6 protein-coding genes are annotated in these 13,596 nt (G+C 62.0%); 1 reads left to right on the plus strand and 5 read right to left on the minus strand.

The features are described from left to right. Positions 1 to 261: hypothetical protein (locus tag ACFW6D_RS29235; protein ID WP_379333410.1), on the plus strand; the 261-nt coding region annotated here is incomplete at its 5' end. Positions 262 to 397: 136 nt separating this feature from the next. Here ACFW6D_RS29235 and ACFW6D_RS29240 read toward each other — a convergent pair. The 5 genes from ACFW6D_RS29240 to ACFW6D_RS29260 all read right to left on the minus strand — a co-directional run bounded on the left by ACFW6D_RS29240 (position 398) and on the right by ACFW6D_RS29260 (position 13,436). Further along, positions 398 to 3,061 (minus strand): DEAD/DEAH box helicase, encoded by a 2,664-nt coding sequence (locus tag ACFW6D_RS29240; protein WP_379333412.1) that lies wholly within the window; start codon positions 3,059 to 3,061, stop codon positions 398 to 400. Between the two features lie 296 nt (positions 3,062 to 3,357). Beyond that, positions 3,358 to 6,729: a DUF499 domain-containing protein gene (locus ACFW6D_RS29245; protein WP_379333414.1), complete on the minus strand. Its 3,372-nt coding sequence runs from the start codon at positions 6,727 to 6,729 to the stop codon at positions 3,358 to 3,360. A 1-nt stretch (position 6,730) separates the two neighbouring features. Next, on the minus strand, positions 6,731 to 7,150 hold the full coding sequence (locus tag ACFW6D_RS29250) for an HNH endonuclease family protein (protein WP_379333416.1): 420 nt from the start codon (positions 7,148 to 7,150) through the stop codon (positions 6,731 to 6,733). Then, positions 7,150 to 9,897: a DUF1156 domain-containing protein gene (locus ACFW6D_RS29255; RefSeq protein WP_379333418.1), complete on the minus strand. Its 2,748-nt coding sequence runs from the start codon at positions 9,895 to 9,897 to the stop codon at positions 7,150 to 7,152. The genes ACFW6D_RS29250 and ACFW6D_RS29255 overlap by 1 nt, the downstream gene beginning before the upstream one ends. Before the next feature lie 128 nt (positions 9,898 to 10,025). After that, positions 10,026 to 13,436, minus strand: coding sequence for a helicase-related protein (locus ACFW6D_RS29260; protein ID WP_379333471.1), 3,411 nt, complete (start codon positions 13,434 to 13,436; stop codon positions 10,026 to 10,028). Positions 13,437 to 13,596: the final 160 nt, after the last annotated feature.

The raw sequence follows: 13,596 nt of genomic DNA on the forward strand, positions 1-13,596 counted from the left end.
GAGAACAACTCCACCATCACCGGGTCAGACGCCGAGATCACCACCGGTAAGACGATACCTGTTGCTGCTCAACGACTTACGGGACATTCCTTAGGGCAATGCGGGCGTCGCCCTATGATCGCTGTTTCGATCAACTGTTCTGAGTGGCTGGAAGGCACCGAGGCACTAGCGGGCGGTCGCGACCACCGAATCATTGACCGACTGGATTACACCGACCAGCCGCTTCGTCTGATCGGGGTCGGGACTGGCCTGCATCGGTAAGTGGCTGATGCCACGGCAAGAACAAGGTAACCGGCTGCGGTCGCCACAGACCGATGCCCTTCCTGCGATGTCGTGCCGGAGAATTCAGCCGTGCATGCGGCTGCAGCTGATAAGTTTGGCAACGAGTCGATTGTTTTCAGACTTTCGCGCCCGCCGAGAACAACCGTTCCCGCTCGCTGGCTATCACGTCCCGAGTGAGGTCGGCTTCCGAAACGTCGTATGCCTCTGGTGCGCTTCCTGCAGTCTCACTCCTCTTCGCAAACTCTTCGAACATCGCGCGTTTGTGGGCCAATATCTCGGTTATCCGCAGGTCGACGCCTTCTTCCGAGAGCAGCCGGTGAACCTGAACAGACTCCAGCTGCCCCATTCGGTGCGCACGCGCGATAGCCTGCCATTCGATCGTCGGCTTCAGCTGAGGCTCGCATATCACTACAACCGACGCCGCCTGGATATTCAGACCAACTCCGCCGGCCACGATTTGCGCTACTAGTACTGATCCGTGCTCGGCCTTCTGGAACTGATCGACCATTGTCTGCCGAGCCTGCGCGGGCACTGAACCGGTGAGAGGCCCGTAGACCTTGCCTGGAAGAGCCGCCGCGACCAGGTCCAATACCGCGCGGAAGTGCGAGAATACGAGCACTCTACGGTTGTTTTCCTCAGCTTCTCTCACGATTTCGATAAGCCGTTGCACTTTGCCTGAGCCGCGGTGTGACATCGCGGCTTGCCGCATGGCCATGAAATTTCCAGCCGTGACCGCCGCCCGATACGTCAAGCGGTCGTCGTCCGAGGTCGGAACCCACTCGTTGACTTCGACGAGATCAGGAAGCTCCACAAGTACGTCTTCTTGGTTTCGGCGCAAGTAGGCGGGTGCAACCTGCTTGCGGAAACGTGCCGGCGTGAACTCATCCGCGTCGACGATGAGCTCTGGCCTGACGTACCCCACGAGATGGCGGAACTCATCGAGTCGATTCTCCAGCGGCGTTCCCGTGAGGAGGATTGCCCGGTCAGCCGAAGAAATCAGGTTAGATGTACGTTGAGATCTTTTCGCCGCCGGGTTCTTGATGTAGTGGGCTTCGTCAACAACAACGCATCCGATTTTGCCAACCTGGGATAAACGGCTATCAAACCATGCCAGAGTTTCGTAGGTTGTAACGGCAACACCGCCAGAATTTATCCAGCTACGCGCTGCACTCTCCCTACCCGTGCCATGAATCCGATGCGGTCGCAACCTCGACTTCGACGCGATCTCCCTCACCCAGTTCGTCACAACCGCCGCAGGGCAGACGACGACTGTATGGTGATCACCCTTGGCGCGCAGATGTGCAAGAACCGCAAGTGCTTCAATGGTCTTTCCGAGGCCCATCTCGTCGCCGATAATAACCTTCCGTTGCACAAGCGCAAAACGTGCGCCGAAGCTTTGGTACCCACGGAGCGACGCCAACAGGTATTCGACGTTGAGTTCAAATTTTCGAATGGACTCGACAATGACTTCTGGGAGGTCACCTCGCGTCTTCCGCTCATCTTCCGTTAGAAATCCGAGCTCTGAAAGCAAGGCGAAGTAATCTGCGGGACGAGATTGAAAGTCGCCCCATGGGTCTCCGACTGCCCTGCCTCCGGCGCCGGATCCTGCCAGCGCCTCGGTGGCGCTCAGTCCTCGAGCACGACGTCCAAGATCGACGAACCAGTCGCCGAGTGCCGCTACTGTGTGTGGGCTCGCCGGGAAGACGAGTAGATGACTGGTCTGGTCATTCACGGTCCGGCCGAGCGGAATCAGTGCGTTTGCTGCTGCAATCTCTAAGGCCGTCGGCGCACCTCGGCGCATACCGTCCCAAACTGCGAGAGCACGAAGCAGTTGGGTTGCTTCGGTCGGCCGCGTCTTGAGATCGATCCGCGGTGGCGTTTCATCGAGAGTTGTCTTCCACAGGGTTTCGGCTGCGCCGAGGATCCGGGTCGCGCTCATCGGTCCAAGACCCGGAATGCGTTCGATAAGGCGTCCCTGCTCTCGGACCTGCAGGACGGTCTTGATGCCTGCCTTATCCAGCGGGGCGATTTGGAGGCGTTCTCGGGTTGCCTCTCGTAGCCGATCCACAGGCATCTCCGCTACCAGGCGCCTGGTTTCTGCCTGGCGAACGTTGTTACCGGCATTGACCGCGTTGCCTCGAAGCGCCTGTGTCCTTTGACCAGCGGCCTGAATTGTCGAAATGGTCGCGGCTAGTCCCGCTACGGAACTTGCTGCTAACAGCTGTGGCGCGACTCCGACGTCTTGTAGTTGACTGCTCAGGCCGACCCAGTCAGCGAGTGCGTCGGCTATGGGCACGGTTACCACCGTGTTGAGCTTCGGCGTCAGCGATTCGAGCTGAGACGCGACATTGTTCAGAACCGCCCACTCGTAGAACTCGTTGAGGAAATCCGCGGACTTTCGGCTTGCCTCACGCTTGCCACTGCTGCGCAAGAACCTTCGAAACCCGGATGCACTCTGCACCTCACGAATTGCGTGGTCAGCCTCGACAATCAGTTGCCGACGTAGAAGATGCTGCTCGAACTCGGTCAGCTTCCGCAGATTGTGGTATTGCGCGAGCGAGCCAAGAAGGTGGGTATGTGAGCTGGTGAGCGGGATGACCCGCCACGCCGTTTTGCCTTCGAGGCGAATGGCGCAGCACTCACGCCGCAGCGCGGCGACGGCCTCCGCCGCCAGACGAGCGACCTGATCATGATGCTCAACAATGGTTCGCGCTTGAATGACCCACCCCGCCACCGCGTGGGTGACTCCAGCGAGCTGTGTCCGTTGATCCTTGTTCATCTGCCTGCCAACTCGTCCTGGTCCCATTCCGGTGCCGGACCAAGCGAACACGACCAGATCGGTTGGCGCAGTTCAGGTCGATGACCCCAGGTGGCAACGATACCGCAATCTAAGCGGAGTCGGATGTCGCCTTGTTGTTCCGCCGTATGGTGGCATTCCCGCGCGAAAGTGGCGCACATCCGACGTGCCGCGGCACCCTCCCCGGTACTGGTGCATCAGGGCACGAGCACCGGGGAGCGTGTAGGCCGCCAGCATCATGACCTCCTGAAGGTCAACCTGCCCCGTGGCCTGCTGGCTCAGGCCTCCTCGAACCCGGACTGATCGAACTTGAGCGTCCTCGCGTTCTCAGACACGGTTCGAACCCGGCTCTCATTGAAGCCCTCGGAGTCAGTCGCCTCGATCTCGATCCGCACCGTGACGCTGGTGTTCTCACCTGAACGAAGGTGCGCGAGCACCTCGTCGGCAATGTTCTTGAACTCCAGCGCGATCTTGTCGGAGTTCAGGGTCTTCACTCCGTAAAAACGCGACGGCCAGGCGATGTCGAACGTCGGCGTCTGCGATGAGCCACTATTCGGCTTTTGGACCGGTGACGGGCCTGTGCCCGGACCCTGCTCGTGGTCAGATTCCGGTGTCGGTGCAGGCCCGGGTTCGTCCGCGCGCTGCTTCTGCGCGACATCAGGGCGGACGAGAAGTAGCGAGTCGGTTGCGACCGGAGCCTTCTCCTTGTCCTCCGGGGTCCAGAGGCCGATGTATCGGTCGGCGGCCGCATCGTAGCCAGCTGCGAGGGCGAACGCGTCCGTCTGCCAGATCATCGGCAAATCGAGGATTCCAGCGGCGAGAACGGACCTGTCACGTAGACGCGGCATATAGGGGTACTGGGCGTACAAGCCCCACAGGGAGCCCAGCGAGACGTGTCCGTCCTTCCAGATCTGCGGAATCTTGCCGATCGCGAGGCGGATCGTTGCCGCGGCCTGCTGCGTCGAAAGGTCACCGTCGTTCCCCAGCCGTTTCGAGACGCGGTCCGCAAGAGCGTCGGACTGACCCTCGACTTTGGTCTCTTTGATCAGGAACGGCGCGCCGGGATCAGGCTGGGCAGGCACCAAGGCCCAGGTAAAGCTCTGCAGCAAACGTGCAGTAACTGTCTGGTCAGCCTGGGTGGCCCGCTGCGAGGCCTGGTTCTTCTGGTTCTGGGTCAGATCGAGGTCGGTCTCATTGGCAAGGATGTGCTTCCAGCCCAGGTAGTCGCGAGTGGCGCTGTTCAGCTCTTCGAGTCGCGCTTCGTCCGCTGCGAGGTAGACGAGCGTATTGCGATGTGTCCGGTTCGAGCTTCCGCGGTGCTCAGTGGCCTGGTGGGCGAACGCCTTTGCGGCTGTGTCCGCACCCCTCTTGTGGGCGACCTTCGGGTGCAAGATAACCAGTCGAGCCTCGTCGGTGTCAGGGATGTCCGCGTTCGACTCAGGGCAGACGTGGACGCCGACGAAGTCGCCGCGCTTGCGTCCCTGGTCTTGGAGGCGTCGGACGATCTCGGCCCACACGTCTTCCTTGTGGAGTCGCTCAGCCTGGTCCTTGGCTGCACGCGAGATGTTGGGCTGGACGTCGTACCAATATTTGCCCGAGCCGGAGTAGAAGTACGTCGCACGGTCACCGAGTTGTGTCAGTGCGGAGTGGAAGTTGCCCGGGATGTCACCGGGGATAGCGGTTCCGAGGAAGACCCGCTGAGCACCGATACCCTTGTGGACCGACCCGGGTGCGATCGTCGGAGCCGCACCGAAGAAGACCGTGCGCGCGAGGCGCTTGGTCAACGCCCGCTGGCCGAAAAGCGGCTTCTCCTTGTCGATACGACCCGGCTCGGAATTCGATCCATCGACATCGGCGTCGATGATCGCCTTCCAGGAGTCTTGCAGGTACTGCGTGAGCTCGGAGTTCACGTTAGACGTGGCGAGTGGGATCGACGCGGGCATGATCATCGGCGACTGATCTTCACCGGTCCAGAGGGCGTGGATGACCGTGCTCATCAGACGCAGGACGCCACGCGTTCGTTGGAATCGCTCCAGCGACGACCATTCCTCGTAGAGGGTGTCGAACAGCTCCGGGTGGATCGGGTACGTCTGCTTGATCCGGTTCTCGTACGCGGCATCGCGAGCCTCGCGAGGGAAGTCGTCGGAAAACTTGCGATACATCTCGACGTAGGCGCGAGCTGTCGCGCCAATGGCCGCGAGCGCCGCGGCATCCGGCTGCTTGAAGAGCCGCTGCTTGACGATGTGATATGCCTCGTCCGACGAGGCCGGACGCCACTGGTCCGCGATACGGCGGACGACGTTCTGAAGGCGTTTGACTGCCTCCAGGCCGTTCTGGCCGCCAACTTCCTCGGCGTTGCCCACGACAATCTTGTCGTTAGCGTCCCCAGTCTCCGACGCCGGAATCGAGATTGCGAGCAGAACGCCTTTGGTGCCTTTTGCCGCCTCGGTGAGCGACTGGGCGAAAGTGAATTGGTCGTCGAACGTTCCGCCGGCAAGGTCGTCGCGCCCCACCAGCGAACGGGCGTACGCAACCCACTCGTCGATCAGGATCACAGCAGGCGCATATTTTGCTAGAAGCTCGTGGAGAGCCTCGCCTGGATGGGTCCTGTCGCGGTCTGCCTTGGCCACGACCGCATAGCCTTTCGGCCCGCCGAGCTGCCAGGCGAGCTCGCCCCAGATGGTGTTCACGTGGGTGCCGTCGTTCTTCGTGACGCCGGACGGGCTGAAATGGTTGCCGACGATGGCGACCCGGTTGACCTTGGTGGCTGAGTAGCCGTTGGCGGTCAGGAGCTCCTGAGTCTCTTGCGGGAAGTTGCCAACCGGCAGACCGGCGGCCACGTGCCACAGCGAAAGCATCGAGTGAGTCTTGCCGCCGCCGAAGTTGGTCTGCAGATTGATGACCGGGGAAGCGTTGTCGTCGCCTGCGAGGCGGCGGACAGCGCGGCCGATAAGGTCGCGGAGACCTTCGGTCAGGTAGGTACGGCGGAAGAATTCGACAGGGTCGGCGTAGTCGGAATCGACCTCGCCACCCGTAGCGACTTTGTAAAGGTCGGCTGCGAACTCCGATGCGTGGAAGTTGCCTGTTGCCACGTCATCGTGAGGCTGGAGCACCTCGCGCCAAGGCCGCAGGCCTGCGGCCTCGGGGTTGTCAACGGCGGCCTTCAGTACCTTCTTGTCGTCCTTGTCAGCGGTGACGCGGCGCAGATTCAGGCGAATACGTCGGACCTCATCGGCGTCCTTGCCCGCGCCGATCAGCTTGAGAAGTCGTTCGCCGGTGTCGAGGGCACGATAGGCATCGTCATCGGTGAATGTGCTGTTGTGCGCCCACTGGTTGCGCACCTCGCGAAGTTCGTTGGCAAAGGTCTCACCGGCGCGGCCGATGGCTTGATTGAACGGGCGCCACCCCGGCTTGAACCCGGTCGTGATGTTGCTTTCGGTCAAGATCCTGAACTGAACCTGCGGGTCCAGGGCGTCGTACGTCTTCGTCGACGGAGCCCCGTTCTTGCTGTCCTTAGTCTGAACCAGCTTGGTCCATACGGCCCCGAGCGCCGGATCGCCCTGACCAACAACGGTTGAGATGAAGTCATCGAGTGCCGGCGCCAGTACTTGGAACATACGGTCGATACGGTCGCGGTTACTCAGAGCCATTTCAGTTCAGTTCCCATTCCTTGTGAAGCACAGCCAGGAGGCCCGCCTGGCGAGCCTCGATCACAGCCGGGGTCCACTCCCCCCGCGAGAGTACTTGAGTCGTGAGCGCGAAGACGGCGCTGCCGTTCGCGCTGGTGAAGTAGTTCGCCGTCTTCTTGGCGAAGTCGTAGTTCTGCGCCTCACCGTTCTTGGCGCGGTTGAGCAACACCAGGTTCCCGAGGCGGTGGGACCCGTGCAGACGTTCTTCGTCGGTGAAGTCCTGCTTCCGAACGTTGCTGCCCTTGGGGTTCTGAGGTAGGACCGGCTCGACGGTAATCATCCTGTGCTGGTAGCTCACGCCGGGCTGCTTGGCAAGCAGGTCTCCAGCCGGAGGAGGACGAACTTGCGGACGAGCGCGACGAGATACAGTCGAGTCCTTCATCAGTCATCCTCCTCGTCAAAGTCGAAGGCGCCCTGCCGAACCACGGGTTTCTTCTTAGACCGGGCCACTTCCAGGATTTCGGACCAGCTCGTGACCAGCGTGTTGAAACTGAGCGCGTCCTTCGTCCAACCGTTGCCCTCGGCGATGCGGAAGAGCAGGTGCGCGAGCTCCTTCACGAGATCGGCGTCCACCGCTCCGTCGGCCCGAGACAACGCAGCCTGCAGGAACTCACCGGCCGGTGCGATGCCGTCGCGCTCCAGCACCTTGATCAGGTGGTGCATCGCTTCCCAGTTGCTGGTGTGCAAGTCCTTAAGGACGTCGTACTCCCAAGACAGGTCGGACGGCTTGATCAACTGAACATCGCCGGCGCGACTCGTCAGGATCTCATCGCGGTCCATCGTCTCAACCTGCGTGTTCCGCGCATTCGCGAGACTTTGAGCCTCGCCGTATGGACCGACGGTGTAGCCGCGCTGTCGGTACCACTGAATCGCGAACCGAGAGACCGGGTCAAAGTCGCCCTCTTGCTCATTCAGGACCTGATCAAGGATCTCGTTGATACGGGCAAGCGCGGATCGAACCGTCATCTTCGAGCCGTCCGGCTCTAGCACCCCGCTGTACCGACTGAAGACAGCCATGCCCGGCCCAATCGCCGCCTGCGGCAGGTCAACCGGGGCAATCTGACCCTGCTGAAGTTTGCGCAGCGCGTCCGGCAACTCAGACTCCAGCGTGGCGATGAAGCCACGGCGGTCGGATACAGCAGCTCCCTCGGGGCGCGGCCGAAGCGACAGCACGATCGATGACGCCAAGGCATTTGTTCCCGCTGCGATGAGCCGGGTGCCACCTTCCGTCCGCATAGGCCAAGTCGATGTGATCTCCCAGCCGGCCCGAATCATGCCTTCAAGAAGCGTTTCCCAACCGCTCGATGCCTCGCCCGCATCGTCGGTCTCACTCTGTTTGAAGGCGTAGTAGACGGTGATCGGATAGTCGGAGCTTGCAGTCTCGCGAGCGCGTGCGAATACGTCCCGGAATCCAGACTCGAAGAACTCCTTCGCGTTTTCCGATCCGTCGTGGCGATAGGGATTGGCCACCAGCTCGTCGGCCTTCGGAACAAGCATCGTCGACAAAAGATCGGGGTATATGTCGCGCAACACTCGGCGGAGCCAAACGTAGAAGTAGTCGGAAAGATCGGAGTAGTTGATGTTGTCGTAGTACGGCGGATCAGTGGAAATGACAACGTCCGCAAATCCCGCCGTCTGGGCAGGTGATTGCGCGACGCTGCCTTGCCCTGCAGGCCGAAGCCCTTCCAATGTGCGTGCCGCGCCGTCAACAACGCCCAGCCAGTCGCCACCGGCTCCAGCAAAAGGCATCGTCTCCGCGAAGTCCCAAACCATGGCGATGGCTTGGCGCCCGAATGCAGGTGCTGTCTTGTCTGCATCGGCTCGCCACCGGGATAGGGAGGAATGGAAGACGCTCATCTTGCTTGCGCAGAGCCCGAGGTAGGTCGCAACGGCGTCTGCGTACGCTGCGTCCGCACCGTCTGCAACTATCCGCTGGCGAACCGTCAACACGAGGTCCGCGAGCGTCGTAAGGAGGGTCAACTGGCGGGGTGTGAAGAGGTCTGAGAACTTGGTCAAGCCGTACTGCGGCGTCCATAGGTTCCGCGGATCGTATGCGAGTTCTTCACTGGGAACGTCATCGGGAGCTGGAACATCAGCCGCGGCCACCTGCTCGGCGGTCGGAGACAGATAGTGTCGCCGTCGCCCGGACTCAACCACGGTGGCCATCAGGAGCGCCCCCATTCGACCAGCAACCCCTTCGGCCTTGATGTGGTCCTTCCCCACGCTCGCGTCGCACGAAATACATCGGGCACCCTGTCGCCCTGCCATCGTTCCGACATCGGCGGTGCAACTATTGCCTTGCACGACGTCGAACTGGACCCTGACTCCAGACGAATGAGTTGAATCGCTAACAATGCTTGGTTTAAGGTACGTCTCCCTCCCGTGCTTCTTGCTCAACCACCAGGAGCGCACCAACGGGGTCTCGATCCCACAAGCCGGGTTTGGGCATGCAACGGAGCGTGCCCAAATCCATGCGATCACCTTCTGTTTGATGCCTTCCGACATGACGGCCGTAGGATACAGGTCCCCGAGCCGCGCTTGAGCGGCCTCTCCGATCAACTCGCCGTATGCGCGAACGTCGGCCGCGAGGCCCTCAGCGCCGTTCCAGGAACGAATCTGTGCTTGCGCCGCTCCAGGAAACACGGGCGGACGGTTCGCGAACTGCGGCGGGAACTCGACGAGCGCTTTGTTGATCAGGACTGCGACTGGATTCAAGTCCGATGCCCTCGCTTGCAGACCGAGCCGCGAGGCTTCGAGTGGAATGGCACCACCACCGGCGAAGGGATCCAGGATGGCAGGCGGCGCTCCGCCCGTCGATCGGAGAATCTCCGAGCGTGCTTCGTCCAGGACTCTCTCATCTCTTGAGTTTTCCCAGATAACCAGCCGCTCCATCAGCTTGTGGAGCCGCTCACGTTCGAGCCGCTGCTCCTCGTCTGACAGGCTTGGGTCTGAACTTGGGTCATCAACGAGTTGAGCGAACAGCACGGCACGCGCGGCAGCCAAAGGTCGTCGCGCCCACCAAACGTGCAGAGTCGACGGGTGTCCGTGCCGGATCGACTTCTCCCGAGCAGACTCTCGGTTGATCGCCTCGAGCGGCAGAGCCACCTCGATCAGCTTGCGTTTCTGCACTAGTTCCTCGACCCTCCATGCCCGAAATGACGGGCGAACCTCGGCGCCGGTGCGGCGCGTGATTTGGACATGAACTTACCGGTGGGCCCGACGTTGCGGAACGCGAGTGATTCATGGGCCCGAGGGTGTTAAAACGGTGACGTGCCCTTCGCCCAGGTCTTGGCCCAGTCGCCACGGATGCCGGTGGCTTCGAAGTCGCCGAGGTCAGTGGTAGCGAATGGATCGCCGAGGTACCTCACCTCGTCGAACTGCTGTCCACGAGGGTCGACCTTCACCAGCGCGAGGCGGTACCGCGGAACGGCGTTCTTGCCCGTCATGACTTCGTTGTGGGTGACGAAGAAGTCCTTCGCGCCCTCGATGCGAGCCTTGACTTCGATCCGGTAGGTGTCGCCGCTGACGTCGGTCGAGAGGATGTCAAAGCCCTTGTTGTTAAAGGCCTGCTCGACCGGTCGGCGACCCAGCTCGCGCTCGCGAGCCAGGACAAGGTCGACACCGCGGCGCTCGACTTCCTTGGTCTCCTTGGCATGGATGGGTGCGGTGGCCGGGATCTCGCCTTCGACCATCCTGACCGGCAAAACGAGTGCCGCCGTGACGATGTGTGGCGGTTTTGTCGACATGAGCTGCTGCTGGTCGAGCAGGGCGAGACGCTTGCGAAGACGAACATCGAGCTCGACGGCCTTTCGGTTGAGGCTGTCGGAGGATTCCTTGGGCTTCTCGCCCTTCTGTTCCTTTTCCGATGCCACTGCGGCATCGAGCAGGAGGCGCTCGCTCTCGGAACTGAGCCGCTTTGTTACCAGTTCGCGGGCCTTCTCAAGCTCCGCAAGCCGTCGCGGCTGGACTTCGGCGAGGTATTCCGGAAGCTGATTGGCGATGATCCAGCTCATGCCCTTGTCCTCGGCGTCGCCGAGCCAGGCCAGGCTCCGGGCGGCGTCAACGACAGGACCTTCAGGTGCCGCCACGCAGTCGAGATAGGGCGCAGGGCCAGCGGGACCGACGGTGCCGAACTGGTCGACATAGGCGTAGGCGAAGCGCCGCGCGACCGACCCACCGGTGGCGTCTGCGACCTCTTCGACGACACCGACGAGGAGATGGGGTTCTTCCAGGGTCGCCGAGACGAGGATCGTGCCCTGGCTAAGTGCGCCACCGAAGTTGCGGATCGCTTCGCCCATGACAGCGTCGTGCAACGGGTGGCCGGGCGCCAGGAGATCGGCTCGGGTCAGGTCCCCGGACTGGACGTGGCTGAGATCGAACGTGACCCGGTCGTACTTCGTCGCGATCGGCCCAGTGCCAGCTGCGCGGATGTGCTGCGGGACGTTCGCGACTTCGTAGCGCCCCTGTTCACGCTTGACAATGCGACCGCCGAGCTTGGTGAACGCGGCTTTGAAGGCGAGCTCGATGTAGTGCGGCTGCAGTCGGCGCGCGCGTGCTTCGTCCATCGCGGCCCGCAGCGCGTGGAGGTCGGCTTCGGCGAGGTGCTCGGAGGCGAGAGCTCGCTCGTCCAGCAGGTCCTTGAGCCCCTCCCCTACGGAGGCGTCGATGACCTCGTGCATCTTGGCCTTTACATCGGAGCGCTCACCGTACTGGATGGCCTCCAGCAACAGATCTCGCAGTGGGATGTCGGTGAAGGCCTCGCCTAGGACGTCGAAGACCTTACCGCCATATGCCTGCCGCATCTGTTCGAGCTTCTCCAGCAGCCGGGTGAAGACCTCGCCCTCGCGAGTGTTCGAGGCGACCAGGTTCCAGAGGCGGCAGACCTCCTCCTGGCCGATGCGGTGGACACGGCCGAAGCGCTGCTCGATGCGGTTCGGGTTCCACGGGAGGTCATAGTTGACCATCAGGTGCGCGGCCTGGAGGTTGAGACCTTCACCAGCCGCATCCGTGGCCAGCAGGATCTGGCAATCGCGGTTCTTGGTGAACTCCTCGGTGATCTGACGGCGTTCGGCGCGGCGTACTCCGCCGTGGATTGCGCGGACTGCGTCGGGCTTGCCGAGGAGCGAGCCGATCCTGCCTTGGAGGTAGTCGAGGGTGTCGCGGTGCTCGGTGAAGATGATGAACTTCCGCGGCCAACCGTTCTTGTCGGTGACGAGCGCGTTGTCCTGGAGGATGGTCGACAGCTCGGTCCATTTACGGTCGGTGCCGGCTTCGCGTACGAGTCTCGCGGTATTGATCAGGTCACCGAGTTCGACGAGCTCAGCGTTGAGTTCAGCGACCGTACGGGCTGCGGTTGCTGTGTCGAGGAGCTCCTCCTCCATCTGCTCGAGCTCTTCGGCGTTGAATTCGTCGTCATCGATGTCGCTGACGTCGATGGTCGGTTCGCTGTCGCGGTAGGTGCCGTTCTGGATCTCGAGCTTCTTGCGCTCCAGGCGCTCGGAGCGCCTGACGAGGCTCTTGTAGATCGCCTCCGGGCTGGACGCGAGGCGTCGCTGGAGGACTGTCAATGCGAAGCCGACGGTGTTCTTGCGCTTGCCACCGACACGCTCGGCGCGGTTCATACCCTCGCGGACGTAGTGGGTCACATTCTCATAGAGGTCGTATTCGAGCGCCGTCAGCTCGTACGGGACCGTCTCTGCGATACGTTCCGGGAAGAGCTTCTTGCCCTCGAAGGTCAGGAGGTCTTCCTTGACCATGCGGCGCATGATGCCGCTGACATCGGCAGTCTTCTTCTGCTTGCCTTCGAACCGGTCACGGTCGAGCAGGGTGAGGAAGAGTTGGAAGTCTTCCTCCTTGCCCGAATGCGGTGTTGCGGTCATCAGCAGCAGGTGGCGGGTGATCTGGCCGAGGATCTCGCCGAGTAGGAATCGCTTGGTCTTCCGCAATTCTCCGCCGAAGTAGTGCGCCCCCATCCGGTGGGCCTCATCGACGATGATCAGGTCCCACTCGGTTTCCTTGAGCTGGGCCTGAAGCTGCTCGTTGCGGGAGAGCTGGTCCATTCGCGCGATCAGCAGCGGGTTGGTCTCGAAGACGTTGAAATTCGCCTGAGCGTCGATGAGCTGGTTGGTCAGCAGATCAAAGCGGAGGCCGAACTTGAAGAAGAGCTCGTCCTGCCATTGCTCGACCAAGCCGCCGGGAGCGATGATCAGGCACTGCTTGACGTCGTCGCGAAGCAGCAGCTCCTTGACGTAGAGACCGGCCATGATCGTCTTGCCTGCGCCGGGGTCGTCGGCAAGGAGGAACCGGAGCGGGGTCCGCGGCAGGAGCTCGCCGTACACCGCGCGAATCTGGTGCGGCAGCGGTTGAACGTCGCTGGTGGCGACCGCGAGCATCGGGTCGAACAGTCCGGCCAGGGAGATGCGCTGGGCCTCAGCGACGAGCTTGAAGTCGCTGGCAGCGGCATCGAACGCGCGACTGCCGCTCTGGGCGACGCTGAGGCTGTCCTGGTCCTTTCGGAACACGACCTGCTGGCCGAGACCGCCCGCAGCGTTTTTGTAGGTGAGCTCGAGTGCATCCACGCCGTGCCACTGCGCGGCGATGACTGTGATCACCTCGGCCGGGATGACCCCGTCGATCCGCAGACCGGGCTTCAGCTCTTCAAGCTGCACGAATGAACCTCCTGGTTGACAGTTCGAGAACGCTACCCGGGACCACCGACAGTTTTGCAATCCCGCCGATTCGTCAGCAATTGTCCAGCGCCCGGGTAAAGCGAGCAGCTCGGGGATTATCCCGGTACACCACGTATTTGGACTGTCACCTTGTGCACCT

This window comes from Nocardia sp. NPDC058705, assembly GCF_042749305.1.
Lineage (GTDB): Bacteria > Actinomycetota > Actinomycetes > Mycobacteriales > Mycobacteriaceae > Nocardia.

What these genes read in the sequence shown, in the direction of transcription:
- ACFW6D_RS29240 (WP_379333412.1), bottom strand. Translation starts at nt 3,061, where the DNA reads ATGAACAAGGATCAACGGACACAGCTCGCTGGAGTCACCCACGCGGTG.
- ACFW6D_RS29245 (WP_379333414.1), bottom strand. Translation starts at nt 6,729, where the DNA reads ATGGCTCTGAGTAACCGCGACCGTATCGACCGTATGTTCCAAGTACTG.
- ACFW6D_RS29250 (WP_379333416.1), bottom strand. Translation starts at nt 7,150, where the DNA reads ATGAAGGACTCGACTGTATCTCGTCGCGCTCGTCCGCAAGTTCGTCCT.